Source organism: Ruegeria sp. SATB045, assembly GCF_059613525.1.
Window position 1 is genome coordinate 30,758 of sequence record NZ_JBXWSR010000031.1, and the last position, 25,727, is coordinate 56,484.

Here is a 25,727-nt window from a genome sequence, read left to right on the forward strand (position 1 = left end):
ATGAAACTGCAAACCTATTAATCTGATCTAACGTGGCAATGGTAGCTTTGTCCGCAGAGCAATCGTTCACGCCGAGCGCCGCGAAGGTTCGATTGCCGTTCGCCGCTATTCACTTCTACGACTGTTCGCAGACAACATTGTGCATTCTTCCAGCGGCAAAAAAAACGTTTCCACATGCTGCATGCTTGCTATGACTGGCCGCTGGTCTACAGCTGGTGTCGTCAATCAGGAATGCCTGCGACTGCTAGCATTTTATAGTAGGCGTCATAGATTTCTGGTTTTGCGATAGAGATACGAGCGCGCATATGCCGGAACATTGAAACGCTAAAATCGGGTTCCCGCGACATGTGAATACCTGCGAGCTCTCTAGCTCGGCTCCCATTGCCGAGAGCCATTTCCGCCACAAGTTCGTTCAGGCGAAAGACAGTCACAGTATTATGAAATGCACGCATTTTTTGGGCGGTTTCTCTTAGATCGCGCCAGTTCCCTTCCGCGATTTGCGACAGGCTGATACCCATGTGGACACGGTAGTTTAGTGGGTCATTCGGGTTAAGTCGGAGCGCCTCCCTGGCGTGTGCCTGTGCCGTTTGTGCTTGGCCCATCAGGCCATGCAGTACGCAACTGGATCCCCAGGCTGAAACGCAATTTGGGCTTTTCTCGACGACTTGATCCACAAGTGACAAACCGTACTCTGTATCCTCCGACAGAAACGCGAGTACGTAACCGGCATATGCTTGCGCCTCTAGGTCAAGATGTGATGCCGCCAGAGCCTCGTGTGCCAGCCGAATTGCGCAATCAAATCGGGCCTCGTTTGGACGGGTATCCGGGTTCCATAGCAAAGTGCGGATCCAGCCTCGAAGAGCGCTTGCCAATGGGTACTCACTTGAGAGTGAAAGAGCTTTTGACAAATGGTCGTCTGCTTCAGTGAAATTGAACCTGTAGATCAAGGACTGCGCACGTAGGAAGTGATCATAGGCTCCAAGGGTGTCAGGGCGCTTGTGAGCAGCACGGTCTATTTCAGCTTGTCGGATACCTGGCGCAATCGAAGCAACGACAGCCTCGGTAATCTGGTCCTGAAGCTCAAAAACATCATCGAGCTTGCCATCGTATCGATCCGCCCAAACATGAGACCCGGTTTCCGCATCAATCAGCTGACCCGTGACACGCAACCGGTCACCAGCGCCGCGAACGGACCCTTCTAATATATAGCGGACACCAAGCTCTCGGCCGATACGACGCACATCAACCGAAAGCCCTTTGTAAGAAAAAGAGGAATTTCGGGCGACCACGAATATCCAGGGCACTCTGGATAAGCTGGTTATTATATCTTCGGCTATACCTTCTGCAATGTAATCCTGTTCAGCATCAGGCGAAAGATTGTCAAACGCCAAAACGGCCACCGATGGCTTGTCTGGGCGAGATTGAATTATCGGGGATTCAGTAGCAAATGCTGTTTGTACCGAGTAAGCAGTTACAGGGCGTGTGATATTCTTCAGATATTGCGGCCCCAATTCGGTGAATGATACATCCACCTTACCCACAAGGTCTTCGTAAACCCGACCTGAAACGATGATCCCTCCGGGAGGAGCAAGACCTTCCAGCCGGGCCGCGATGTTGACGCCGTCACCAAGAACATCACCGTCGTCATCAAAAACATCGCCCGCGTGAATTCCCATACGGAATTGCATTTCCGGACTTTGCCCGCGCGCCCCGTTCCGCTCAGCCATCTGACGTTGCATCGTTTCCGCACATGCTAGCGCATCTACAACCGAGGAAAACTCTGCAAGAAAACCGTCACCGGTTCTTTTGAATAGGCGTCCGCCATTCAGGCCGACATGCGGCTCCAGCGCCCTAAAGTGGCCCCTATATGTGTGCAATGCGGCTTCCTCGTTAGCACTGACAAGCGCGCTATAGCCAACAACATCAGCCACGAGTATGGCAGCCAAGTACCGCTCCAAACAAAATCCTCCCGCGTATCCATTGTGAAGGAGTGTCAAAGGGATATTAGGGGTTTCGCGCATAAATCGCGATCAATATTCAATGAACATCAGTGACCGAATAACGACACGCAAGCTTTTTGCTTTTGGGTAAACTAGGCAGAAGCGGACCTCGAAAAACCGAACTTTGTAATTTCGACTTTACACCGCAGCACAGGCACTGGAGCAAGGTGCCGCGTATGACTGCCTTGAGGGCAAAACGAGCTTCTAGCCGCGAATGCAAGGTTTTGGCTTGGCACATTGAAAGGCCTTCCTACTCGGGTGCCATCAAAATTCTAGGTTCAGCGCCGCATGCTTGCTATCGTTTCATTAAGGGTCCATTAGCGGAAATCAGAATGACAATACGAGCGTCTTCAAGAAAGGCATTCGAGTACAGAACACGTCTCACCGACAATCGGATTTGGGACATGTTCGCGCTGCGCCAAGGAGATGTGATTGTAGCAACACCGCCTAAGTGCGGAACAACATGGACACAGGCCCTTGTGCTGTCGCTCTTGTTTGAAAAGCCTGGTATGGACAAGGTCATGGATGACCTGTCGGTTTGGCTCGACCCTGCGTTTCGAGATCAACTCCCCATAGCTCGAATGTTCGAAGCTCAAAACCACAGAAGATGCATCAAGACCCATACGCCTTTTGACGGCATTCCTTTCGATCCAGATTGCACCTACATCGCGGTGTACAGACACCCAATCGACGCACATTTTTCGATGCGCCAACATGTGGCAAACCTGAAGGAAGACCTGATCCAAGACAGGTTCCCGGATGAGCCGACAGCTTCATTCGCCCTTTTTCTTGGTGAGACCGTTCGAGAGGCGATGGCCGATGGGATCACCCTTGAGGCCATCGTTCATCACTTCAAGTCCTTCAAGTCAAACATCCAATATCCCAGCATACACATTTTCCACTACGCCGATATGCGGCGCGATTTACTCTCTCATACCAGAAAGCTAGCTTCCGTACTCGGCCTCAAAATTGACGATAAAATGTTGGCCGCGATTGCGGAAAGTATGCAGTTCGAGAACATGCAAGCTAATGCGCGCGCGAGTGCCAAAGAAAAAACACGACGGTCCACAACCTTCAAAGACCCGTCAGCCTTCTTTGATAGCGCAAGCAGTCGCAAGTGGGAGGGCAAGCTTTCAGACGAAGACCTTCGTGCCTTTCACAAACGTCTTGCAGAGTTGCTCCCGGAAGACGACGCGCGATGGCTTCAGTCTGGCGGAGAGCTTACTGCTTAGGACGTTGCTCGCTGAATAAATTAAGATAGCCGCTCTGGGGTCGTCTCGGCCATCTGGGATTTTTTCCGGATGACCCGTAACCTCGATGAGCGGTCATTCATGGCCAGCGACCGCGGCCAGGCTTTGCCGTTACCAACCACGGCCGTTCGCCGCGGTTTCGTCCTATGTCTCAGATGCGGACAAAGCGGAACTTGCAAAGTTTGGTGGTCGAGGCCAGCTTTGGGCATGGTTTATGGTAAGATCCATGCAAGTGCTGCGAGGGAGAGTACCATGATCGACGCTGAACAGCGATTGGTAGACCGCAACATCATTTTACCTGCGCCGCTAAAATTGCCTGTTGGTATGGTGTTGCCATTTCCGTGGATTAACGTTCGGGGCGACCGGGCGTTCGTATCTGGTCATGGACCACAAGAAATAGACGGTACTCCGGCCGGGCCATTTGGAGCAGTCGGAGAAAATGTGTCTGTGGAAGAGGGCTACGCCTCAGCACGCAAAGTCGGGCTTTCTATTCTCGGCAGTCTAAAGCGCGAACTTGGCAGTCTAAACCGAATAACGGGGTGGTGCCGAGTTCATGGGATGATAAATTGCAAATCTGGCTTCAGCGATACGCCTGCGGTTCTCAACGGTTTCACGGATTTGATCATTGACGTCTTTGGAGAAGAGATTGGCCGCCATTTACGTACGGCGGTCGGGGTGGCAGGCCTACCAATCAACTTCCCAATTGAAATCGAAGCTGAGGTTATTGTCTCAACGGCCTAGAATACACGTGAATCCGGAACGACGTACCGGTCAAAGAGGAGCAGGAATGTCGCTGCGCCGGGCAGAAGTACTGTATGGAAGAAGGCATTTGGGTGAGCCAGAAAGGAGACTTCATGATTAAGATTATGCCTAAGTTTCTGATTGTAACGGCGCTCTGTACGATCCAATACTCTCAAGTAGCACTCGCGCAAAGTCACACTCACGACGCTGAAGTCACGCCATACGCCGGACTGCAATCCAGGACCATCAAAAGCTTATCTGACACCGATTTAGAAGAGCTGCGGCGCGGCGGAGGTTGGGGTTTTGCTTTACCAGCGGAGCTGAATGGCAAACCAGGCCCAGCACACTTGCGCGAATTGAAAGATGAACTTGGACTCTCGAAGGATCAGCTGAGAAAAATTGAGGCGATCCATTCTGAAATGCGCGTACAGGCAGTCGTCGCAGGCGAGCGGTTTATTGAGGCCGAGGCGGCGTTGAGTGAAGCGTTTGCCGGTGACCAGCTTGAATTGGCCGAGCTAAACAAACTTGTTGAAGCGGCCGAAACTGCCAGGGCCGAGTTGCGACTGGTTCATCTGTCCCGGCACCTGCAAACAACACCACTGTTGAGCGCAGATCAAATCCAACAGTACAGCATTCTAAAAGGGTATGCGAACGACCCGTGCTCCAATGTGCCCGAAGGCCACGACCCAGCCATGTGGAAAAAACACAACGATTGCAGCTGAATCCTTTTGAAATCAGCGCAAACTAATGTTGGACATGGAGCTGAGAAATCTGATTGCCCTTCATCCAATCTCTCAGCTGTGTCGAGCAAACACACTCGTCGTCCCATCCAGACCAACGAGCAAGGTTTCATAAGGTTCTCGTTCGTCTGAAAAATCCATGCCGGGTGAACCCATCGGCATGCCTGGAACTGTTAGGCCGAGGCCTTCAGGATGTTCGGACAAAAGTCGATTTATGTCTTCTGCCGGGACATGACCTTCGACAAAATAGCCCCCAACAAATGCAGTGTGGCAACTGGAAAGCTCATCTGAGATTTTCATTTGTTCTTTAAGCGACCACAGCTGCTCCTGCCCTACGTCTAGCGTATCGGTACGAAATCCTGCGGAAATCAGGTGATCTACCCACGCGGCACAACAGCCGCAGGTTGGAGTCTTGTAGACTTTTATGAGCGGGGCTTCTTGTCCGACGGAAGGAGTAGCCAACACTGCTGCTGTACCCGCTAATAGAAATTCGCGTCGTTTCATTGGTCTCTTCTCCGCTTCCTCATGGGACTACAAAGATATTGTGCCAAGGCCAAACTTTTCAATGTTACCGGACTGAGCATCAAACGGGCAGTTTCGATACAAGATCTGAATCTCAATCCAAATAACACTGGTCGCCAAACGTTTTGTGAGTTGCATCGCGTATGGCTCAAGTTCACTCGAGCGTTCGGCAATGGACCTCGCGATCAACGTCGTGGTGAGGTCCATAGCAACCTTCTAAGCCGTGGCCATGCCAGTTGCCTTGGTGGTGCCTGCCCGTGCACCCTGACAATGCAATCACTATGACCAAGAATGCCGCTCTTCGCGGGTGCTTGATCCAACAGTTCTGTTCCATGTGCAAACCAACCTAGTAGCAATCCGGCTACCTTTGCTTTGACGCAGGTCAACACCCCATTGCGGCAGCTTCCAAATAGCGGCAGTTAGTCTATCGTGAACAGCTCCTGTCTTTCAGCAACACCGCGCAATCTGTATTGCCCCAGGGAAACAAGACTTGGAATGGAGCCCACTAAGTCACCCGCCACCTTATCGGAAACCACAATGTTCTGATCAAGCGCGCTGCACATGCCTAAAATGCGCGAAGTTGTATTTACCGCTGGGCCGACCACTGTGAAATCCAAGCGAGACCTACCGCCAATATTGCCGTAAAGAACATCGCCTGCGTGCAACGAGAGAGTGAAGCCGGTCGTTGGCAAACCATCAGCTTGCCGTCGTTGGTTGAATTCCTCAAAGGTATTTCGCAACTCCACGGCCGCGTGAATTGCGACGCGGCGAGCGTCCGGAACTTGATTGATATCGAAGATGGCAAGCATTCCATCTCCCATGAATTTCAAAACGTTACCGCCATTGCGTTCGACTACGTCAACAGCTTCCGCGAAGTAGTCGTTTAGCAATTCTATGATTGAGTCCCCCGGAAGCGCTTCTGACAATTTGGTAAATCCTTGCAGGTCAAAATACCAAATCACCGCTGAAATAGTTTCCGATGAACCTCGGGTGATGTCCCCGGAAAGAACGCGCCTACTGGCGTCTTTGCCCAGATACGCGGCGGTTATGTCTTCAGCCATCAGCCGGTTTGCCCCACATTTCAGCGTCAGGCAAAGTGGAGATATCAGTTGACGCAAACCATCAAGTTGCTCGCTTGTGAAGCCCCCGCTCGCGTCGGTTGTCAATGAGATTATGGCACCTTCCTCGGCCTGCATTGGATCGACTGGCGTAGTATTGTCCTGAATAAGGAAAAACCGTTTCACAGCGAAGTAGTCAGTTGCACCGCGCTCGCGAAGTTCGTCGAAGATCGGAAAGTTGAGCGCGGGTTCTTCGACTGTCAGATCTTGTCTGATCTCTTCAACGTTGTTTGCCAAAAGATGGTAAATCGGGCTTAGAACGTATTGCTCAGGCGCATCCGTTCTTCGGACAAAGTTCTCTCGCTCATTACCGCCTTCCCTGTGCCAGCGAAAAGCGACAGTCCCAATCTCGGGATGATGAGCGCGAACAGTGATGTTTGCTCTTTGAAGTGGAATTCCTGCCGAAACAAGACGTTGGCAGAATGCCTCAAGCCAGAGCTCCACAGGCGCATTCTCCAAGCCCTGTTGAACCAGCCAATCGGCTATGTCCTTAACGGCGGCAGTCAGTTCCCAGTTTTGGACTAAAGGAGCTGCCATGATGTCCTCTTAGTGAGCTATCTGAACAGTTGGCTCGTAGTCTAATTCACTTCAAGGGCACATCAAATTCAATTCTCCCACTGCGCTTGCAGCCCTAAGGTATATGCTGATCTTGTGGCGTATTGCACGCGCGACACCGGGGCAATGGCCGCAATTCATCAGGAATTGCTGGCGATGTGAGCTGTGGCGCGTACCGCAAGACTTTTGCGACTGAGCTTTGCGGGGTATCTGTGTGATCTGTCGGTATTGAGGCAACCGATATACTCAATCTTGCCACTCCAACCGATACAAGACGTGGTGACCGCGTAGACCTTTCAGGAGTCTGGGTTCTATTTCAGAAAATGAGAAATCGGTTCGTCCTCCGACCATGGCGCGAGTCGCATCTGAAACGAGTATCTCGCCTGCCGCACCAACCGTGGTTATGCGTGAAGCTTTGTTGACCACAGTGCCAAAAAAATCTCCACGAGATTGCACGACATCGCCAGTGTGAATTCCAATCCGGACACCGAAAGACGGCTCCTCGGCAGCCGATGCAATGGCCTTCTGAATCTTGACAGCGGCCGTTAGCGCTTCTTTCGCGGACGGAAAGACGGACAACGTTCCGTCTCCAAGGGATTTCACGAACTGGCCATGATACTTCTCAATGATCGCCGCCAAGACTTGGAAGTGGTTTTCAATCAGCACCGACCAACGCTGATCGCCCAACGCCTCCGCTAACGTTGTGCTGCCCTCCACATCAGTGAAAAGTACTGAAGCCAAACCTTCGGTTTGGATCAGCTCGGGTCCATCTTGGCGCGCAGCATCAACCAGTTTTTGGATGGCCAGCTGCTCTTTACCCACGAGTTCAATATTTGGAGTTGGCACTGAAGCGTGGCGATTGATGATCTTCCAGGCTGCTCCCTCCAGGACAAAAATCAGAACGGTGCGGTAAAAGACGGCTTCATCAAAGCCGACAAACTGAATCTTGTGGGCGAAGGATGACCATCCCGTCTCTCCGTTTTCGAAGGCCTCAGCTTCAACTTCTTCGAAAACGACTGGTGCCGGGATCTCCGCGAAAAAGCCGCTAACCCCATCGCGAACTGCTTGCCCGCTCCAAAACTCACCTTCTCCTGTCCCAACGAACCGTAGTTCATCTGCTTTCGACAGAAAATCCTGCAACTCGTCAGTATTCTTCTTGGTTCTGAGTATTTCATACCAACGCCTCGAAACCGCCAGCAGCTCAGGTGAGGAACGTATCATCACAAATGACTCGAGACGCTAAATGGAATGAGGCTTACAAGGTCTTGCAACCGGGATCTCCATTTTTCGAAAGATGCAGGTCAATGCTGCCGCTGAGGTTTGGTCAGATCAAGACTTTTGTATTTCTCCAGAACGGAGCGCATAAGACGCAGATCAAAAGACGCACGTCGGTTCAGAGCGAACTATCGACGGAGTTTCTGAGTTCGAGTCCGGATCACAGGGTATCGAATCGTTTCGCTGTCGGAGAGCTACTCGACGCTGTACTGACCCGCAAAATAAGATGCATGAGTGTATCGGGCACACGCTAAGCTAGAAGGTTCCCAGAACTACGCGGTGAATTTCGAAGTGCAGCAAGCGCCGTCTTGACATGGCTATGCGAACTGGTTCAGCTTGCGGTCATGACGTACACACGCATCCACTGCCATCGAATATCGGCCTGAGGTCGATAACCCACGCGAAATCCGTGGGAGGCAGCATTGGTATGCGGGCGAGGCTTATATCCTTGTAATTGCTCCAGATTAGAGTGCGCGAGTCGGTTCGATTCCGACGCCTCCTACCATCCTCAGGAGGTGTCCGACATGGCGGACGACGTCACGAACGCAATTGATTTCAAAGACATCAAACAATCGGTCGAGGAGAGCCTCGGACGCACACCCGAAGGCTGGTCCGGCTTGCCAGATCTCGAGAGGGGTCTTCCATCTCAACACTGCTTGTAGGGACGCTCATAACGATGCATTCCCAACATTGATTTCATTGAAGAAAATCTTGGAAGCTTGCCCATAACTCTGCGCGGTATTTGCGCATAACTTTGCACGATTTGCCCATAAGTTTGCGTGCTAAAGAAAGCCCATCGAACAAAACAGCTCCTATGGCTTATCTGCAATGCTCAAATGCAGCTTACTCCCAATCGCCAGCAGACGAGCGCCACGTTTTAGCATCCGCATCCCAAACACTGGCGGTGACGCAAGGCGTTGGGTTTATTCCGTCGCAATTGGATCCATGAATATCCGCAACAACAACGCGTTGACGCCCAAAATCAGTGACCGTCCAGCCTTGGTTGAGCAACGAGTGTACCTCCTCTTCAACCAAGAAGTGCGAGACGCATCCGCCAGTTCCGCAATATAGAGATGCGGCGCTTGAACACGCGAAACCAGACTCATTCAGAACCCAGTCGCGTCGTAGATCTCCGTCGAGATCGACCCTCTCAACCGCACCCCAGTCTAAGTCAAACTGACCGTTGTTGAACTCCGCGCAGGCCTGTGCCGCCAGATCAACCTTCGCCTGCAAACCGGGCGGAAGTTGCGATACATCAGCCGCGAAAGTTGGTGAGTTCCATACTAGACCAGAGACCAGCACAAACCTGGAAACTAGACCTTTCAATTGACGCACTACTTGGGAAGGTGTTTGGAAGGCAGCATCAATTGCACTGATCATATCTGTAGTCCCCGTATTCCAGCCAGTTTACCGAGCCTTCGCTAAAAATCAGAAACTCGGACCTGTCTTCCCCAAGTAGGGCTACGACAAATCCGGCCGGCGGCTCAGAATTCCCGAAGTAACTGTAGGCCGTCATGGCTCTGATTGAATCACCGTTGACTGTTACTCGCGCGTCCCACTCTCCCTCAGGGTTGTCCAAAATCACGGGTTCGATCACGCGTTTTATCGCCCCGCCACCACAATATACGATGCCTTCGGGTACTTCGTATGAGGCCTCTTGGCTAACATCCGAGTTGCACGCGGAACGAAGGGACCGAATTGCCGCGCCGGAACCTTGTAAGTCAAAGATTCCGTAGCTGATATCTTGATCAATCATGGACAGATTAACCGATGCATTTGCTGCAAGCTGGTCCAGCACAAAATCATAATCCTGCTGATTATTGAAACTGATCTCGACTGGATAGTTGTCCACGATCTGTAAGGCAGCGTTTTCTGCGCCAACCTGAAATGCCCCAACTTCGGTAGTGCCGTTCTTCAAAAAACGAATGGAAAGCCCTTGCTTCTGCACAATGTCTTGGCTGTCCTCGTATCCAGCCGGAGCAAAGCGGATACGGTTACACTGAAGTTCCAGCGTCATGTTTCCGGTTTGAATAAATGCATTGGGATTAGGCCCAGTGTTGAACGACCACTCCGCCGATGCTGAGGTCGCCATTGCCATCATCAACGCTCCAATGGAGATCGTTTTGAACCTCATTTTTTCTCTCCATGGTGTTACGTTTCGTGCAGTCATTCAGCAAAGATTCCAGTCAATTGCCCCGGCAACCAGATCAGGACACAGGTTCGCCGTATTCGTTTGCGCCTTCTTGGGAAGGTCGCGTAAGCCACCAGATCATCAGGATGGACAGAACCAATTGAAGAATTGAGACAACAACAATGCCGGTCACGCCCAGGACGGCCGCAGGTCCTCGCAATGCATCGGGGTTTGCGGTCCCTTGCTCCAATACCGAGAAGAACGCCACCCCACCCAGCATAACAAAAAGAGTTACAATGCTGAGCGCCATCGGCAGTAGCAAGTACCAGCCAGGTCGTCCTGTATCGTGCAGCCTCCGCCAACCGGCGGCCAGCATAGGTATGAGAACGGCCAGTTGGAAAACAGAGGACAGAACCCGTGATCCCTGCCCCGTTTCAGGGTTGGTCCCGAATAGGATCGTATCCAGCACAGCTAAAGCCGCACTCACGAGAACCACAAACAAGAAGAACCACCAGTATTCTGAGCGTATAGCCCGACCGGAGAACTGGAAGTATTTCGAGAAACACGTTTTAACGGCTTCACCAAATCCCATTTTTCACTCCATTCTTACTTTCTTTGCGGCCTCAAACGCTTCGCCGCTCAGAAGAATTCACGCGCCCTTAATCATGCGCCCACTAACCTTTTTTGTTTGAGGGCAGACGCCTATCGTACGAGAGCGTAAAGAAGTTTGCGCGCGGAAAAAATGTTGATTTATTAAAAATTAGATTCAAACATGTGAATTTGACACAACTTTCATTTTACCTCCGTTGTTGTCGTTGTTGCCCGATGTCTCGGGCCCTTCCGACTGCTAGAGTGAGTGCTGGCGGTCGGAAGGCACTTTACAATGATTGAGCCTTGGGAGGACGCGATGCCCAGACTTAACGAACTCGCCCTCTCTCCGAAGCTCGCTCTAGCTCTTGCCAGCGACGTCATTCGGCCATCACGCGTTATTGGCGACCCAGATAGTCAACGAAATATCGTTCCACCGACCAAGCCCCCGCGGCAAGTTTTAGGAAAGGCAGTCACAGGATCGAGGTATGTTCTATTGGCTGCCCAGACGCGAGAGCTTCAAACTAGTGCATCCAATTTCACAAATTTTAAGGGAACCAGAGGGAGAAGAAAATGACCAACAAGATGGTGATGATTGCGGGCGCAACTTGTTTCGCACTGCTTGCGGCCTGCGACGATACGAGTACATCAAGCGCGTCCGCCGAACTCACGCCGGCTCAGCAAGCGTGTTTGCGAGATGTAGCCAGCACAACGAACAATTCACAAGTCGTGGTGCTCTCATCCGCGTTTAGCGAGGCGGGAACACAGGTCACAGTCGGCGTTGGCGAGGATCGCGCTCCTTGGAACTGCATTGCTTACAGTGATGGCACGACAGCTGGTATCGAGTTCCTGGGTGACGAAGGCGCATTGTGAGCAGTCTGTTGCGTAACCGAAAACGGCTGCGCAGCACTGTCTCGGTCTTAGGATAGTTCGACTTGGTTTGTAGAATAACCACCATCGTATTTGCGATCCTTTACCTGTTGGCGTTGATTGCATTCTTGACAGGCACATTTGGCTGGCTGGGACAGGAACAAGACCCTTTGTCCGGGGTGTTCCTTTTGCCGTTGGGACTGCCTTGGATATTTCTAGCGGACTTGGTCTCGGAGTCAGCCAAGCCTTGGTTTGCGGCGATTGCACCGATGCTCAACCTGTTGGCGCTGATTTTCATTTGCAGATGGGCACGCAGATTGCGCCAGTAGTGGTGGCTGAACTCTTTCTCACCAAAAGGGAGGAAAACATGGGAAAAGTAATCTTGGGAATTCTGATCGGGCTCGTCCTCGGCGTGGTTGGGGCGATGACCTTGGGTGGCGGGGCCGCGGTGGGTGTCGGCGTTGCGACAGGCTTGTCCGCCGGTGTCTGCACCACATTGAAAGGAGCACAAGCCGAGAACCTGATCACCGCCGAGCAAGCGGATCAGATCCTCAACCGCGTAAATTCTGAAATGGCGTCACTGCAAGGAATTGAAACGACGGACGAGATCGTCGGCAGCGCGCAGGCATGCGATGAATTTCTGTCAAGTTTACGAGAAGCCAAGTGAGGTTCCGATTTGCACGGAACAAAACTCCAAGGATTAGCCAGCAAGGGACCATCTGATGAAACTCGATTTACTCAAACTCCTCACACCCATGTTCGCAATCGCAGGCACGGCTTCGTTTGCAATGTCTGAAGCAGACGATGCGTGTATCGATCATTTGCGACAGGTTGGAGGACCAGACGGTCAATCAGGTACGATTGAAAGCTCAGAGTTCTCAGAAGCGGGCACGCTCGTCATGTTACGTGACGCAGGCGGAACACTTTGGCGTTGCATCGCGTACAAGGATGGAAGCATCGGCGAGATGTCGGTTGTCGAGGCGATGGATGATGGCGGTGGAGCCATGGCAGGTGCCGCCGGTTCTACTGGTAGCCAGCGTGTCAAATTTGATGCCGGCTCCACTGGCGCCGAACTTGTCGGCCAACTCGCGCCCGGAGCGTCGCAGCAATACCTTCTCGGTGCAAAGAACGAACAGTTTCTTTACGTCCGCGTTGCTCCGCAAAATGGCTCCTTGGACTACGTCATTCGTAACCCCGATGGTTCTGAACTGCTGGGATTGATGTCGGCGGACAATGAGTATCGAGGGCAGCTTTGGCAATCTGGTGATCATGTTGTGGAGGTTATCAATCGCAGCAACTCTTCCGTCGACTACAACGTAATTTTCGGAATTGAATAGGTTATCGACCAGAAATCCTGGATCTCAAGTCCAATACTGCAAGGAGCGAAAAGATGAAATCCAAGGTCCTATTGGTGATCGGCGCGACGTGCATTTCTGCGCTCGCAGCATGCGACGAGAGTGACGGATCGGTGGATGCAAGTGCACCAACTGTGGGCAGCTCTAGCGATCTTTCGTCATTTGAAGGGGCAAGAGCGGGACAGGCTGAAATGGGCATCCAGAGTCTCGGATTTGAACTCATCCGCAGCGAAGGGCTGACCTCGTACTGGTTTAACAAAGATACTGGTGCATGTGCTCGGATCACGACGTCTGAGGGAAGGTACTCAGATGTAACTATGCTGCCATCAGGTGACTGCTGACACATTTTCATCGATCTAACATCCGCAATAGGGAGCACTAGTATGCATTTTGATCTGGCACATGCGGCGGTCATCGTTGTCGCTCTGATTGTCACAAACCTGGCATTGAAGTCGTCCGGCGTGATCAACGAAGAAAGCAAACACCAATGGAACTGGAAAGTTTTTCTGGCCTACTTCGTGGTCGTCTTTATCATCAACCTGGTGTGGCCGATCTAAAGCTTCACGGCAGAAAGATTATCGTCCACTCGATATAGCTGCCGAGAATGAGCCTCTCCAACAGACCACCAAGTGTGAAGCGTGTGAGAATATGGCGCGTGAGAAAAGAAAGGAACTGACATGCGGTTTTTGACGTCCCTCATATTCATTGGTGTTCTCGCAACCGCTGCGAATTCCGACGTAACAAGCCGAAACGGCGGTCCAAGCAACAGCCAAATGCTATCAAAGGGCGGCGATGGAGGTGTTGATGGCGTCGCTTTCTTTCGACCCGTATTGAGCGGAGTGTTGTATCGCTCCGGTTTCAAAGGCGGCGACAAGGGGCGAACGGGCCTGAGTGAAGGACAACGCGAAGCTTTGTGTGATGAGGGGTTTTCAACCGGGTTTTATGCGGACTTCGGCAAAAACACTGAATACGGTCGCACCAGTTGCGGAAACGGATCCTTTGACTATCAAGGCGCCAGATCCTCCCGACCCGATGCTGTCATGGCGTCCATACACGAGGTGATTAAAAACCCTGGAAAGGGTCCTGTCCTGGTGCACTGCATGTGGGGCGTTCATTCCTCGGGTGCATTGTCGGCAATGGCGCTCGTTCAGTTTTGCGGTTGGACGGAGAAAAGGGCCAAGGAATATTGGAATGATGCCCGAAACGGGGCCCCATGTTCAGGCGGATGCGACCAGTGGATTGATTCAAAGTTCTCCAACTTCAGCGTCGACCCCAAATTGAAGATCTCCACCGAACAACAGGCAGCGATTTGCCCTAAATGATTTTGGGAGGACTATCCAAATGAAGTTCAATCTTCTGTGGTCACTTGCTCTCATTGCGCCCACCGTCTTATGGGCGAACGACGATGTTCTAGGTGAAGCCACCACATTTGATAGTCCTAACGGCATTACTGAACTCTGTATTCGGATCGAAAAAATTCCAACGGGCGAGTATAAGAAAAGCGATCTTGAGGAAGAAACGGCCTATTGCGAGATCGATTTCTATGCCACCGAAATTGCTATTTGCCCGAAAACCTGGAGCACCAGCCCAGGAATGGCCGTCTACGATATTTCGGAAGGGCCCTACAAGAAGAACCGTTCTGAATTCGAGAGAAACGCTTGCAAAGAGGGGAAGGCAGCAAAAGATCTGGCCAAGGACAGGGTGGCCAAATTCAAATCCACCATGAACCAAAAGGGCACCAGTGGAACCTTTTCCACCTCGTCGCTGCTTTACTATCATTTCTCCCGATATTTCGACACGACTGTCAAAGTTCCTGTCGCCGTTTGGCGCAGCATGGACGCCCAGGCGCATTTTTCAGAGGTCGCAGAGCCTGGCCTTGCGATTTCTGGTGGCTCTCGCGGCGGGCGCATGAACCATGAAGGCTGGCGGGTCTTTGCAGCTGCGGACGCTGACCCGAACTCATACCAACCGACCGATGATCTATTCACCGCAGATCGAATGCAAATATACGGTGTACTGCTTGATAGTCCTGGGCATCGATACGGTTCGGAAATCAACGGCACACGCAAATCTGGGTGGGGAAAAGGTCAAAACCGCGATTTTCAGGAAACTCCTGCTTTCTTGGCCTTGCGGTCTTCGAAACCCTTGTCAGAAGCCATTGCAGAGGGCGTTAAAGAAGGCCGAAAAGACCGAATGATCAACAAGGATCTCGGCCCCGATGTCAGCGACCAACAGATGGCACTTTGGATGCAAGAACTTACAGAGATCGTGCTCCTCGATTTCATCTTTAGCCAGCAGGACCGTGTGGGAAACATAGACTTCACACCCTATTGGTATTGGGTCGAAGACGGAGAACTGAAGCATAAGAAAGCCAAGCACCATGAGCCAAACGATGGAGACGTTCCCGCCGACGCGTTATTGATCCGTCGCAGCAATCTAAACGACAACGATGCTGGCGGGCGTGTCGAGTATGCCAACTTCGCGAAATCTACTCAAATGCTGGAGAAAATTCGCCACTTCTCTCCAAGCACATATCGGCGCTTGGTTTCTTTGAATAATGATCTTAAATCTCAAGGTCCCGTCTACGGCTGGCTGTCGCAGAGCCTTGGGTTGTCAGATAGGCAGATTGCACAAGTTGTAAAAAACACCCAGCTGGCAACGTCCATCCTCCAGGACAATTGTTCAAATGGCGATTTGATGTTCGACTTGGATCCTGTCGCATTCTTTTTGAGAAACGACACCGAGGTAGAGGCTGTGGACTGTAATGCCCCGTAAGCTTTCCACCCTTTTTGCGGCGTTCATTTGGACCGCTCTGATCGCCTGCAAAGCGGTGGCATTGGATGTTATCGTCATATCGGATCTGAACGGAAGCTATGGTTCGGTAAGATACGATGCCCGCGTCGACAAAGCGATTGAGCGGATAGTCGAGATTGATCCAGATCTGGTTATTTCGACCGGAGATATGGTTGCGGGACAGCGCATCCCCAACTTATCCGACAAACAGGTCAGGGAGATGTGGAAGGCGTTTCACGAGGCCGTATCAGATCCTTTAGAGGCTGCCGGCATTCCATTTGCGGTCACGCCAGGAAACCATGATGCCTCCGCCTACCGTGGGTTCGAGCGTGAAAGAAAAATATACGCAGAGGAATGGACACCGAGAAAACCAGACGTCGATTTTCTGGTTTCGGATGACTACCCGTTCTTCTACGCTTTTGAGATGCAGGGCGTAACGTTTGCGTCTTTGGACGCTACGACCTTGGGACCTCTATCCGGCGACCAGCAGGACAGGCTTGAGGAACTGGGCGCAAATGGAGACCCGATTGTCACTTTCAGTCACCTCCCACTCTGGCCCTTCGCGATTCAGCGCGAACGCGAAATCATCGGTGACCCAACACTTGAAAAGATCTACCTGGAAAGCGGTGTCGTTCTGCACCTTTCAGGCCACCATCATGCCTTCTATCCAGGTTGGAAAGACGGCGTGGCTTATGTCTCCCAGGCTTGCTTGGGCGGTGGCCCGCGGCGGCTTATTGGCGATAACGCCAGATCACCTCATAGCTTCACTCATGTTACATTCCAGCCAAACGGAGAATTTGGGATAGCAGTATATCGAGGACCTGATTTCGAAAGGTCGGTAAACTTCAAGTCGCTTCCGAAAGAGATCAGATCCCCGAACGCGGTGTTGAAACGTTTGGACCTTGTCAAATGACTAGAGGTTGAGCTTCAGTTCAACTTTTTCAGGAACCATGTCGTTTATCATCTCTTCTATCCGGGCTTCCGAAAGTCCACCCGAGGTGATGAAAAGCAATGAAACGCGAGATTTGCCGGGAACGTGGTGTTTTCTGACAAGCTTCCAGCCAGCGTCTGCGGCCATGGCTTCAATGTCTCCGCTGACTTTCAACGAGTGCTCTTCGTCTGTGGCCTTGAGCGAAATTTCCACGCCCTTGTTTCGCCCTCCGAGCCAAATAAAACACCAACACACAATCGCCACCAGTGTGGCCATCAGCGGCAAGCCCAAACCAACCGCAAGACCAAGAACCGTTACGATTATCATTTCGACTGTATCGACCGGATCATCCAGATTGGAGCGAAACCTGAGCAACGCGCCAATGCCAAAGATAACGAAACCAATCATTGACCCATGCTGAACTACCAGAAAGCCAACCGCCATGCCGATAAGCGCATAGAGAAAGAAAAGCCTTGGCATGACGATATCGCTGACACTTCTACGGGCTTTGCGTCTCACCGGATGATAGACGATCAAGCCAGCCAGAATGATTGTGACGATCACATCGAGAGTGAAAAAATACAGTTCCTGTTTGCCCCGAAACTGTATCCAACGTCGTTCGATAAGTATTTCCGACTCTGAAGTACCGGCCAGCATCGTCGCGGGGTCGACTTGTGCTACCGCAGCACCTGGCAACAGCACCATCAATAGCACGGCCATGAGTGGGAAAGCCTTGTTCAACTTGTCTTCCTTCCTGCTCACGCCAAAGGCTTACGCTTCACCAAAGGCACTTCGTGCCCCATTCAATTCAATCGCAACAGGCGGGATCAGGTAAAGAGATTTCCGTGCATTCTTCGGACATCGCATCCGGACTGTGATACGAACGCTGATACAGGGATATGGTCCAAGCGCGAGAAAATCCAATGTCAGAACACAAGCTGCTTCGGTCGAAACTTGGGTTTTCACGGTGCTTCCCCAAGCTTGGGACACTGGCTTCTTTTACAAGCACTGCTTTTGCATTGCTGGCTTGGATTGAGCGCGCCCATGCCGAGAGTCCTGGCTTGACACTCGTCGACTCCTTCAAGGTGGCGGGTAAATCGGAAGGCTTCTCGGAACCTTCCGGATTGTCTCTGTCCAACGCTGAAGGCTTCTTGTGGTCAGTAAGCGACGCTGAACCTAAACTGCACCTCCTTGGAATCGACGGGACATTGGGAAACTCCTTTAAGTTGCCATCATTGGAGGGATCAGATCTGGAGGGCGTTGCATCAAGAAAAGATGGATCTGTTTTGGTGGTTCAGGAAACTGACCGATCAATTCTAGTTGTTCACCCAACCAACCCCGTTCGACTGACCACAATCCCTCTCACATCTCTCAAAGGTTACTCGGCCGCCGCTGAAATGCTCCTCGGCAATCCTTTGAACAAGGGACCTGAGGGCATCACCGTCGATCCGGACACCGGGCGAGTATTCGTGGTTATCGAAGGGCAGCCGCGGCTGTTGTTAGTATTGTCACCAGAGCTAACTGAGATTGATGAAATCATCCCTTTGTATCGCGAATCTGGTTTTGTGTCTGATCGCGTGAATGACGATGAACTGGATTTGAGCGGCTTAGCCTGGTCCCCGTCCTCACGTTCTCTTTGGATTTTGAGCGACAAAGGACGTCAAATCTTCATCTACAATCCAGAGTTCAAGTCCGTAAAGACTATCAGTTTGACGTTCACAGAAGATGGCAAACAAAAGGAAGTTAAACATCCCGAAGGAATCGCTCTCGATGAGACCAAAGGGCTTCTCTATATCCTGACAGACGATGCCAAGAAATCGCGGCTTTATGTTTTTAATATCCCCAAATTTTGATCGCTAGAGAATGAAGTTCACACCGCCACGATAGCTTCCGCAAGTTGTTGCAGCTAGCTTACCACTCCTCTTCGTTGGCCCGCCCTAATCAGAACCGAACGCTTAAGTTTGCACCGAGGCCATGTTCTTGGCCGTTGGAGCGAACTGAATAGCCATATCCTGCCGTTAGTCTGGCCAGATCAGAGATCTGATACCCTAGCCCCAGACCAAGAACGAAGCCGTTTGCTCCTCGGTTTTGACCGACTTGCGTGAACGTGCCAAATATCGGGCTTGTTACAGTGATTTCGTGCTCATTGTCCTTGTTGGCAAAGAAGTCATATTCATACCGGGCAAAGGCGATTGGGGTTAGCAAACCATTCTCTGTCAAGAAGTCCTGTTGATAGTCAACTCCAATGGAAGCGACCAGAGACTCTGCGTTCGCTTTTTCAATGGAATAGTTGAAATCGCCACCGCCGGTTTCTGTGCCTGAGCCTTGTCTGATGCGTCCGTAGTTCAATCCAAAAACCGTAGAAACCCTAGCACCGTTGTCCAGGCTAAACAGCTTCCGTGCCTGGATACCGGCGTGGATTCCCTCTTGGTCCAAATCTGACTTTGCTTCGCCGCCCGTAAAGCCATCAACAGAAGGGTTTCGCCGCTTGGCGTCGGTTTCACCGAACATGTAACCGATCAGCCCAGAGAACTCCCATGTTCCGGTTGTCGTACGCCCATAGACGCCCACGTGATAGCTGTCGGTCGAAAAGTCCTGATCGACTTGATCGTGCTCATCCATGGAGGATGTCCCGAAGCCTGCGTAAACGCCGACCACACCTCGATCCGTACTTGCGACGTCCGCTCCAACCAAAATGGTGCCCAGCGAATAGTCGAATGTCCCAAGGCCGTTACTTCCATCAACGTCCCCGCTCACATAGGCTGTGTCGATCCACCAGCGCCGGTCAGAGCAGTCGATTGCGCCGCTCGGTCTCTGGGCCGAGTCGATGTCGCCAGATGCAACGGGTTGATCGTCATTGCTGAAGCCGACCGCTTGATACTTGCGGCAGTCAGCGTGGCTTAGCACGGTGTTGGTTATCAGGTCTAATTGCTCAAGCCCAACGGTCAGGTTCGAGGAATAGGGTTCGGCGTGCACACGGTTAAACCCAGCCAGGCCTGAATTGGTAAGCGTGTTTACGGCATTGCCCAAGGTTGAGCCATTGGTCAGATTGGTTCCAGGTGACATGTTTGTGGTGTTGGCCACCGCGCCAGCGAGATTGCTGGCATTTGGCGAATTGGTAACTGCTGGGTTCTGGGGTAAGCTTGTGACCGGTTGAGCGGTGAATGCGATATCAATCTGACCATCAGTGGTCGGCGTGTTGGCTATCGTCAGATTGGACAACGCTGGAAGGGATCCTCCTGCAACGAGCGTCGGTGAGTCTCCATCAAATCTTGAGGCTTGAAATACCGTGTAGTTGTTGCCGGCAGCATAGTCCTGCGCTGTCAGACCGGGTCGAGCAGCTTCGACTTGTACAGTCGCGCGGTCAATTCCCGTCACCGGCCCGCTGGATGACACCAAGTCAGCTTTTTGCCCGGCCGTCGGATCGACTTCAGTCAAGAGCCTTGACCCAGTTTCAAAGGCAATGCCGCCGCTATTGTTGAGTGTACCAATTGAAAAGCCCGGCGAAAGCACCCCTCCGTTCTTAACTGTGAAGTTGAATGCGTTCACAGTACCCGTTCCGGCCAGCGTGCCAAAATTCTCAAAGTTTACGGTGTTCAAACTGCTTGCCGCATCAAGCCGAACGGTTGTTCCGGCGGCTATCGCCATATCGCTGGTCGAAGAAATCGAACTATTCGTCAGCGTGAAATCAGAAGCCTCAGCAACTCGGGTCTGAATATTATATGCCCCGAAGACTACTTCGGTGGCTCCCATAACGGTCAGGTTGTCGTAGGTTAGCGGGCGGTCGGACTGGAAGTAAACTTCAGTGGGGTCGATATTCGCGCCGTTGAATGGCGCAAACGTCATGGATCGGCCGGAACCAATAGAAGTTCCGATGAGGTTCACTCGAAGCTTCCCGTTGATGTTTTTTGCCAAGGCTTCTCGCGAAACAAAGTCTCCGCTACCTGCGGCGACATCAACATTCAGAAGCGTCAAAACTGAAGCATTACTTGGAACAGTGTTTTGGCCGGGAACATACAACTCAATTTCACCTGAGGACGTGATTGAGGAGTTTCCAATTGTAAGCCCTGTAATGGGCCCGTTTGGGATCGGGAGACACGTGCGTTCGGTCGTTGAGATTGTTTGATTGACACGAGTGCTTTCAGATCCAGATGAATACTCTATCCGGGGAGAACCTAATTCTACGCAGGCTTGTGAGCTTTGAGCCGCGGCGCTGGCTGATAGTATCACATAAGTTGAGATCGCTGAGCTGAAGCCCACCAAAGTCTTGCGTCGTGCAACTCGACTTAGATTTATAGCGCTATAGTTTGACACCTGCCTTGCCCTCGATCTAAGCGAATAAGTCAAACCCACCTTAAAGCTTGTTTCCTCTTATGGAAATTTTTCTGAAGCAACTAAGCAATCCTATCAAACAGCAGATAGAGGCGCTGCCATTCTTCGCATTGACCTGTCAAAAACTTGGGCCGGTGAAGAGTCTCAGAAAATTCGAAAGAGTCTGCTTCCTAAGGGCTAAAGTGCACTCACGACGAAAAGCCGCTTAGTGGAGGAACAAGGGTGCCAACCAAGTTCGATGGAAGATTGCTCTCTTGGAGTACGGCGTCAATAATATGTGCAACAGCTGTACTCGTCGTACTGCTTGGCGATCAGGTCGTTGCGTTTGGTGGTATTGCGGCAGTCGCGGGTTTTTCAGCTGGTTTTTTAGGGTCTGTCTTTTCTAGTCTTGTTGCTAACGCCAGAACGTTTGTGATGGTGCTGGTGAGCATACTGGTATGCACACTCTTCCCGCTTCAGTGGATCGCCTTTCTGTGTGGTTTTGTCTTGATCAGTTGGGCTGCTTTTGAAGGGTACAAGAACGGTGGATTTGCAACAGTTCCTGCATTGAACGGATTGCTCTTGTACTTACTGATCCCCCCCGACGAGCGTACTGTTGTTCATGTTGTGGTTTTTCTGGCCGCGGCAACAGTCGGTAGTTTGCTCAGCGTTCGGCTTAACTTGGCGGGATCAGCAATACGACCTCCCATGTCTTCCAAAGAAGCAATTTCTGTTTGGCTATTCTTAATTGTCGGCATGAGTTTGACGTCATTTCTCGCTCACGTAATCGGAAATCAAAAATCCTATTGGCTTTCGTTGTTGTTCGTATTCCGCGTCTTGGCTCCAATTCAAAAAGTGCCTGATGCTGCATTGCGGTTTGGGGTTGGCGTGGCGCTTGGGTCTTCGGCAGCTTTATGTTTCGAGTTCAGCGGCTTGTCTCATCAAGTCTTATTGATCCTCGGGTTTGCTTCCGCTGTCATAGGCGTGCACAGGGTAGGTGGTAACACGCTATGGACCGCGATGTTCTTTACTGTTGCCACTCTGTTGGTGACGGCCCCAACGATTGAGTTTGCGGTCTTTCGAATAGAAGCGGCTGCGATGATAGTCTTTTTAGTCGGAGGGCTATCTTTCCTGATCAGTTGGTGTTGGGAACAGATAGAAAGCCGTTCCGAAAACTAAAACCGCAAAGCAGCTGACAGTAAAACCTCGGTCGCAAGTCTTCCTGTTCACCGCGCTCGGCAGCAATGGTGTCGCACTTCTGAAATTGCAAATTTGTACCCGACTAAATGAGCACTTCTCGACAAGTTGGGAGAGGAACGCCTTAGATGCGTATATTTGTTGCAAAGGGCATCGAATTTTTCAATGTAAGGCTTTGAGTTTATGACTGTGGCCCTTCAAGACCTCGATTGCATCGCAATCCAGCCGTCGGCCCGTACAATGCGAATATGACAAAAGATATTGAATCTAACGCTCAGACAGTCGCTGATACCCTAACCTCTGCCCCGCAGATATCCAAATTGTCTTCAGAGGTAGAACAGCTAGCGCTCCAATCTGTTTGGGTGTTGCAGGCTCTTTCGCGGTAGGTCGGAAGAAGTAGACGTGAAGCGTTTTTTGTTATCAGTTTGGTATTGAAGAGGGTTGTTCTAGCACGCAATTGCAGTCGCGACTAATTTGCTGCGCAAAACAGCGAAAGGAAACATTATGACCAAAACACTGAGCGCTTATTTGTCTTTGTGGTTGGTTGCAGTCGCTCCTGCGTATTCGCAAGAACCTCCTCGTCTTGTGTTGCAGCTGACCGTTGACGCGCTTCGTGGCGATCTTCCGACACGTTACTTTGAAAATCTTGGGGAGGGTGGCCTAAAGAATTTACTTGAAAACGGTGTACACTATGTGGACGCGCATCACTGCCATGCCAATACAGAGACTGTTGTCGGGCACGCCACATTGGCGACCGGGGCAACACCGGCAGTGCATGGGATGATCGGAAACATCTGGTTCGACAGAACCTTGAACCGCGTTGTTTACAACGTTGAAGACAGCACCGCTCCGCTTCTTGGAGATGGCGCTGGCGTCAATGACGATATTGAAATTGATCCAACACAGGCGGCAGCTGGCACAGATGGGCGGTCACCACGCGCTATGCTTGTTACGACGCTTTCGGACGAGTTAAGCGCCTCAACTGCTGGTGCGGCCAAGGTCTTTGGAGTTTCAATTAAAGACCGTGGGGCTATTACAATGGCGGGGCAAAGCGGCAAAGCCTTCTGGTTCTCAAAAGCCGCAAATCGTTTTGTCACAAGCTCGTATTATTACGACAAATACCCGGATTGGGTTTCCGCCTGGAATGACGCATCGCCGAGCGCCTCCTTTGAAGGAACCTCTTGGGAATTGATGCACCCAAAGGCAGCCTATCTCTTTGGCGACCGCGACAACCAACCATGGGAGACGGATGTCGCCGGGTTCGGCATAACCTTTCCTCATCGCTATTCTTCGACGCAAAATGGTATTGACCCGCTAGAAAATCCCTACTTTACGACCCTTTTAACGCTTAGTCCCGCGGGCGACGATCTGACGGCGCAATTTGCCAAACGATTGATTGATGCCGAGGACATCGGGCAAGACGCAGTAACGGATTATCTGGCGATTAGCTTCTCGTCCGTGGATTACGTCAACCATGTGTTTGGCCCCTCCAGTCTTGAAGCCGAGGACACGATATACCGCCTCGATCAGACTCTCATGAATCTCTTCGCGTTTATCGACGAACGGATTGGGCTGGAAAACGTTTTGATCGTTCTATCGGCGGACCACGGCACCACCGATGCGCCGGGCTATTTGGAGAGTGTTGGCATCCGAACTGGCCTTGTTGCTCCGGACACATGGGACCCGACGGAACAGATAGCCAAGCTTAAGGAGCGGTTGGGGATCACCGGGAAATTGTTTGAAGGTTATAATCACCCCTATCTCAATATCGCCCCCGAAGTATTGGCTCGCAGTGATATTGATTTGCCCGCGTTGGAGTCAGCTATTGCAGAAGAGCTTCTATCCTTTCCCGATGTGGCATTCGCCGTCGCCAGTACGGCTATCGAAGCAAACCTCCTACCCGATACCGACATCATGCGCCTGATCCGCAACAACTATCATCCGACCCGATCCGGGAACATATACGTAGTCTTCAAACCCGGCTGGTTCATCGCAGACTTCGATGGCCTGTCCGTCACATCCACCCACGGGTCGCCGTGGCGCGGTGACACACATGTGCCGATAATCTTTGCTGGCTCGAACTTAAAACCGCAACGGGTCGCACGCCGGGTTTGCACGACTGCTCTCGCATCCACACTGTCTGCCTTATTGAGCACGGCACGTCCTAATGGTGCGAGCGGCGAAGTGTTACAAGAAGTCATGGATTGGTGACGCATGCCTGCATCCCCATGAATTTCAAAGACGATTTTCCCAAGCTTGACGGACCTTAAACAGGGCGTTTGAGTATAGGTATGGACCGTTGGATTTCGGATTCGATTGCCAAGATCAATGCAGATGCTCACCGCTCTGCCGATACGCACCTTTTCAAGCTTCCCGTCCGGGGGCTGAAGGGCGTAGACGTCTATCTCAAGGATGAAAGTACACATCCCACTGGCAGCCTCAAGCACAGGCTGGCACGCTCGCTTTTCCTTTATGCGCTTGTAAACGGGAAAATAAGGGAAGGGACACGTGTAATCGAAACCTCGTCTGGCAGCACTGCCGTTTCAGAAGCTTACTTCGCCCGTATGATCGGAGTGCCTTTTACCGCGGTTCTCCCAAAATCTACCGCCAAGAGCAAAATCGACCTAATCCGGTTCCAAGGTGGGGAAATCCACTTCGTCGATGCGGCGCCGGACATGCACCAGGCCTCGGTTGAACTGGCAGCTGAAGTCGGTGGCTACTTCATGGATCAATTTACGTACGCCGAGCGGGCGACGGATTGGAGAGGAAACAACAACATTGCAGAAAGCCTTTTTCGCCAGATGGAACGAGAGCCACATCCAATTCCATCGGTAATTGTGATGAGCGCGGGAACTGGCGGAACTTCAGCAACGCTGGGGCGGTACATTCGTTACAAAGGCTTTAATAGTGAATTGGTTGTTGTGGACCCCGAAAACTCAGTGTTTTTTGATAGCTTTCGAACTGGAGACAGGACCCTGACCCGCCCCTGTTCAAGTCGTATTGAAGGTATCGGACGTCCCAGAGTGGAGAAGTCATTTTTGGCAGATGTAATCGACCGGATGATCCAAGTGCCCGATGCGGCAAGCATTGCGACTATGCTCTGGCTTGAAGATCGGATCAGGCGGCGAGCGGGCCCATCAACAGGCACAAACCTTTGGGGGGCTTTGCAAATTGCGCAAGAGATGGAGGCTGCCGGACGATCTGGCTCCATTGTCACTATTCTGTGTGACGACGGAAACCGTTATCTCGACACCTACTACGATCCAGAATGGGTGATGGAAAACTTCGGCGAAACCGCCTCTTACGAAGTTATTTTGGCGGGATGTCACTGAATTCAAACAAAGAGGACA

The 25,727-nt window shown here is 51.7% G+C and carries 24 protein-coding genes and 1 tRNA gene; 16 read left to right on the plus strand and 9 right to left on the minus strand.

What is annotated here, in order from left to right:
* Window positions 1-221: 221 nt before the first annotated feature.
* Entirely contained in the window at window positions 222-2,021 is a 1,800-nt protein-coding gene (locus AC2FNR_RS17565; protein ID WP_496850412.1) for an adenylate/guanylate cyclase domain-containing protein, read from the minus strand.
* A gap of 383 nt (window positions 2,022-2,404) precedes the next feature.
* On the opposite strand from AC2FNR_RS17565, the gene AC2FNR_RS17570 reads away from it, so the two are divergent.
* The 3 genes from AC2FNR_RS17570 to AC2FNR_RS17580 all read left to right on the plus strand — a co-directional run bounded on the left by AC2FNR_RS17570 (window position 2,405) and on the right by AC2FNR_RS17580 (window position 4,713).
* Window positions 2,405-3,232 carry a sulfotransferase domain-containing protein gene (locus AC2FNR_RS17570; RefSeq protein WP_170603568.1) on the plus strand — a complete coding sequence of 276 codons (828 nt, stop codon included), beginning with the start codon at window positions 2,405-2,407 and terminating at the stop codon, window positions 3,230-3,232.
* A 270-nt stretch (window positions 3,233-3,502) separates the two neighbouring features.
* Window positions 3,503-3,991: a RidA family protein gene (locus tag AC2FNR_RS17575; RefSeq protein WP_496850414.1), complete on the plus strand. Its 489-nt coding sequence runs from the start codon at window positions 3,503-3,505 to the stop codon at window positions 3,989-3,991.
* A gap of 74 nt (window positions 3,992-4,065) precedes the next feature.
* Window positions 4,066-4,713: a Spy/CpxP family protein refolding chaperone gene (locus AC2FNR_RS17580; protein WP_496850416.1), complete on the plus strand. Its 648-nt coding sequence runs from the start codon at window positions 4,066-4,068 to the stop codon at window positions 4,711-4,713.
* Window positions 4,714-4,785: 72 nt separating this feature from the next.
* Here the strand turns inward: AC2FNR_RS17580 and AC2FNR_RS17585 are convergent, their stop codons facing one another.
* The 3 genes from AC2FNR_RS17585 to AC2FNR_RS17595 all read right to left on the minus strand — a co-directional run bounded on the left by AC2FNR_RS17585 (window position 4,786) and on the right by AC2FNR_RS17595 (window position 8,147).
* On the minus strand, window positions 4,786-5,235 hold the full coding sequence (locus AC2FNR_RS17585; RefSeq protein WP_171239031.1) for a DUF411 domain-containing protein: 450 nt from the start codon (window positions 5,233-5,235) through the stop codon (window positions 4,786-4,788).
* Window positions 5,236-5,672: 437 nt separating this feature from the next.
* Complete coding sequence (locus AC2FNR_RS17590) at window positions 5,673-6,908, minus strand: adenylate/guanylate cyclase domain-containing protein (protein WP_496850418.1); 1,236 nt, start codon at window positions 6,906-6,908, stop codon at window positions 5,673-5,675.
* 264 nt (window positions 6,909-7,172) lie between these two features.
* Window positions 7,173-8,147 (minus strand): adenylate/guanylate cyclase domain-containing protein, encoded by a 975-nt coding sequence (locus AC2FNR_RS17595; protein WP_496850420.1) that lies wholly within the window; start codon window positions 8,145-8,147, stop codon window positions 7,173-7,175.
* Window positions 8,148-8,612: 465 nt separating this feature from the next.
* Between AC2FNR_RS17595 and AC2FNR_RS17600 the strand changes: the two genes are divergently transcribed.
* A tRNA-OTHER gene (locus AC2FNR_RS17600) sits at window positions 8,613-8,706 on the plus strand.
* A gap of 338 nt (window positions 8,707-9,044) precedes the next feature.
* On the opposite strand, the gene AC2FNR_RS17605 is transcribed toward AC2FNR_RS17600, so the two are convergent.
* The 3 genes from AC2FNR_RS17605 to AC2FNR_RS17615 form a co-directional block, all read right to left on the minus strand.
* Window positions 9,045-9,581 (minus strand): hypothetical protein, encoded by a 537-nt coding sequence (locus tag AC2FNR_RS17605; protein WP_496850421.1) that lies wholly within the window; start codon window positions 9,579-9,581, stop codon window positions 9,045-9,047.
* Entirely contained in the window at window positions 9,565-10,335 is a 771-nt protein-coding gene (locus tag AC2FNR_RS17610; protein ID WP_496850422.1) for a hypothetical protein, read from the minus strand. Before AC2FNR_RS17610 ends, AC2FNR_RS17605 begins: the two co-directional genes overlap by 17 nt.
* 73 nt (window positions 10,336-10,408) lie before the next feature.
* Window positions 10,409-10,924, minus strand: a complete 516-nt coding sequence (locus AC2FNR_RS17615) for a DUF805 domain-containing protein (RefSeq protein WP_496850424.1) — start codon at window positions 10,922-10,924, stop codon at window positions 10,409-10,411.
* 569 nt (window positions 10,925-11,493) lie between these two features.
* Here AC2FNR_RS17615 and AC2FNR_RS17620 point away from each other — a divergent pair.
* The 8 genes from AC2FNR_RS17620 (at window position 11,494) to AC2FNR_RS17655 (ending at window position 16,851) form a co-directional block, all read left to right on the plus strand.
* On the plus strand, window positions 11,494-11,793 hold the full coding sequence (locus tag AC2FNR_RS17620) for a hypothetical protein (protein WP_282153901.1): 300 nt from the start codon (window positions 11,494-11,496) through the stop codon (window positions 11,791-11,793).
* A 202-nt stretch (window positions 11,794-11,995) separates the two neighbouring features.
* Window positions 11,996-12,457 carry a hypothetical protein gene (locus tag AC2FNR_RS17625; RefSeq protein ID WP_496850426.1) on the plus strand — a complete coding sequence of 154 codons (462 nt, stop codon included), beginning with the start codon at window positions 11,996-11,998 and terminating at the stop codon, window positions 12,455-12,457.
* Between the two features lie 55 nt (window positions 12,458-12,512).
* On the plus strand, window positions 12,513-13,127 hold the full coding sequence (locus AC2FNR_RS17630) for a hypothetical protein (RefSeq protein ID WP_170804855.1): 615 nt from the start codon (window positions 12,513-12,515) through the stop codon (window positions 13,125-13,127).
* 53 nt (window positions 13,128-13,180) lie between these two features.
* Window positions 13,181-13,486 carry a hypothetical protein gene (locus AC2FNR_RS17635; protein ID WP_170804856.1) on the plus strand — a complete coding sequence of 102 codons (306 nt, stop codon included), beginning with the start codon at window positions 13,181-13,183 and terminating at the stop codon, window positions 13,484-13,486.
* Window positions 13,487-13,528: 42 nt separating this feature from the next.
* A complete protein-coding gene (locus tag AC2FNR_RS17640) occupies window positions 13,529-13,702 on the plus strand; it encodes a hypothetical protein (protein WP_170493938.1) in 174 nt (57 codons plus the stop codon).
* A gap of 120 nt (window positions 13,703-13,822) precedes the next feature.
* Window positions 13,823-14,467: a protein-tyrosine phosphatase family protein gene (locus AC2FNR_RS17645; RefSeq protein ID WP_170710078.1), complete on the plus strand. Its 645-nt coding sequence runs from the start codon at window positions 13,823-13,825 to the stop codon at window positions 14,465-14,467.
* 19 nt (window positions 14,468-14,486) lie between these two features.
* Window positions 14,487-15,920 (plus strand): hypothetical protein, encoded by a 1,434-nt coding sequence (locus AC2FNR_RS17650; protein ID WP_170710077.1) that lies wholly within the window; start codon window positions 14,487-14,489, stop codon window positions 15,918-15,920.
* Window positions 15,910-16,851, plus strand: coding sequence for a metallophosphoesterase family protein (locus AC2FNR_RS17655; protein WP_480870695.1), 942 nt, complete (start codon window positions 15,910-15,912; stop codon window positions 16,849-16,851). The genes AC2FNR_RS17650 and AC2FNR_RS17655 overlap by 11 nt, the downstream gene beginning before the upstream one ends.
* Here AC2FNR_RS17655 and AC2FNR_RS17660 read toward each other — a convergent pair whose 3' ends face one another.
* Entirely contained in the window at window positions 16,852-17,610 is a 759-nt protein-coding gene (locus AC2FNR_RS17660; protein WP_480746756.1) for a DUF4956 domain-containing protein, read from the minus strand.
* A gap of 182 nt (window positions 17,611-17,792) precedes the next feature.
* Here AC2FNR_RS17660 and AC2FNR_RS17665 point away from each other — a divergent pair, with 182 nt between their 5' ends.
* Entirely contained in the window at window positions 17,793-18,722 is a 930-nt protein-coding gene (locus AC2FNR_RS17665) for an SdiA-regulated domain-containing protein (protein WP_496850429.1), read from the plus strand.
* A gap of 88 nt (window positions 18,723-18,810) precedes the next feature.
* On the opposite strand, the gene AC2FNR_RS17670 is transcribed toward AC2FNR_RS17665, so the two are convergent.
* The gene (locus AC2FNR_RS17670) at window positions 18,811-20,889 is read right to left on the minus strand and encodes an autotransporter family protein (protein ID WP_496850431.1); all 2,079 of its coding nucleotides are present in this window, start codon (window positions 20,887-20,889) and stop codon (window positions 18,811-18,813) included.
* Window positions 20,890-21,423: 534 nt separating this feature from the next.
* Here AC2FNR_RS17670 and AC2FNR_RS17675 point away from each other — a divergent pair.
* From AC2FNR_RS17675 to AC2FNR_RS17685, 3 genes are all read left to right on the plus strand, one after another.
* Complete coding sequence (locus AC2FNR_RS17675) at window positions 21,424-22,359, plus strand: hypothetical protein (RefSeq protein WP_170804861.1); 936 nt, start codon at window positions 21,424-21,426, stop codon at window positions 22,357-22,359.
* 522 nt (window positions 22,360-22,881) lie between these two features.
* Entirely contained in the window at window positions 22,882-24,588 is a 1,707-nt protein-coding gene (locus tag AC2FNR_RS17680) for an alkaline phosphatase family protein (RefSeq protein WP_496850433.1), read from the plus strand.
* A gap of 80 nt (window positions 24,589-24,668) precedes the next feature.
* Window positions 24,669-25,709 (plus strand): PLP-dependent cysteine synthase family protein, encoded by a 1,041-nt coding sequence (locus AC2FNR_RS17685; protein WP_496850435.1) that lies wholly within the window; start codon window positions 24,669-24,671, stop codon window positions 25,707-25,709.
* The last annotated feature ends 18 nt before the right edge of the window (window positions 25,710-25,727 follow it).

Bases quoted from the DNA above. Each gene is read 5' to 3' on its own strand.
- AC2FNR_RS17620 (WP_282153901.1), top strand. From the start codon at position 11,494: ATGACCAACAAGATGGTGATGATTGCGGGCGCAACTTGTTTCGCACTG.
- AC2FNR_RS17605 (WP_496850421.1), bottom strand. From the start codon at position 9,581: ATGATCAGTGCAATTGATGCTGCCTTCCAAACACCTTCCCAAGTAGTG.
- AC2FNR_RS17580 (WP_496850416.1), top strand. From the start codon at position 4,066: ATGGAAGAAGGCATTTGGGTGAGCCAGAAAGGAGACTTCATGATTAAG.
- AC2FNR_RS17615 (WP_496850424.1), bottom strand. From the start codon at position 10,924: ATGGGATTTGGTGAAGCCGTTAAAACGTGTTTCTCGAAATACTTCCAG.
- AC2FNR_RS17570 (WP_170603568.1), top strand. From the start codon at position 2,405: ATGTTCGCGCTGCGCCAAGGAGATGTGATTGTAGCAACACCGCCTAAG.
- AC2FNR_RS17585 (WP_171239031.1), bottom strand. From the start codon at position 5,235: ATGAAACGACGCGAATTTCTATTAGCGGGTACAGCAGCAGTGTTGGCT.
- AC2FNR_RS17565 (WP_496850412.1), bottom strand. From the start codon at position 2,021: ATGCGCGAAACCCCTAATATCCCTTTGACACTCCTTCACAATGGATAC.
- AC2FNR_RS17630 (WP_170804855.1), top strand. From the start codon at position 12,513: ATGAAACTCGATTTACTCAAACTCCTCACACCCATGTTCGCAATCGCA.
- AC2FNR_RS17595 (WP_496850420.1), bottom strand. From the start codon at position 8,147: ATGATACGTTCCTCACCTGAGCTGCTGGCGGTTTCGAGGCGTTGGTAT.
- AC2FNR_RS17655 (WP_480870695.1), top strand. From the start codon at position 15,910: ATGCCCCGTAAGCTTTCCACCCTTTTTGCGGCGTTCATTTGGACCGCT.
- AC2FNR_RS17590 (WP_496850418.1), bottom strand. From the start codon at position 6,908: ATGGCAGCTCCTTTAGTCCAAAACTGGGAACTGACTGCCGCCGTTAAG.
- AC2FNR_RS17665 (WP_496850429.1), top strand. From the start codon at position 17,793: ATGTCAGAACACAAGCTGCTTCGGTCGAAACTTGGGTTTTCACGGTGC.
- AC2FNR_RS17650 (WP_170710077.1), top strand. From the start codon at position 14,487: ATGAAGTTCAATCTTCTGTGGTCACTTGCTCTCATTGCGCCCACCGTC.
- AC2FNR_RS17640 (WP_170493938.1), top strand. From the start codon at position 13,529: ATGCATTTTGATCTGGCACATGCGGCGGTCATCGTTGTCGCTCTGATT.
- AC2FNR_RS17685 (WP_496850435.1), top strand. From the start codon at position 24,669: ATGGACCGTTGGATTTCGGATTCGATTGCCAAGATCAATGCAGATGCT.
- AC2FNR_RS17575 (WP_496850414.1), top strand. From the start codon at position 3,503: ATGATCGACGCTGAACAGCGATTGGTAGACCGCAACATCATTTTACCT.
- AC2FNR_RS17635 (WP_170804856.1), top strand. From the start codon at position 13,181: ATGAAATCCAAGGTCCTATTGGTGATCGGCGCGACGTGCATTTCTGCG.
- AC2FNR_RS17610 (WP_496850422.1), bottom strand. From the start codon at position 10,335: ATGAGGTTCAAAACGATCTCCATTGGAGCGTTGATGATGGCAATGGCG.
- AC2FNR_RS17645 (WP_170710078.1), top strand. From the start codon at position 13,823: ATGCGGTTTTTGACGTCCCTCATATTCATTGGTGTTCTCGCAACCGCT.
- AC2FNR_RS17680 (WP_496850433.1), top strand. From the start codon at position 22,882: ATGACCAAAACACTGAGCGCTTATTTGTCTTTGTGGTTGGTTGCAGTC.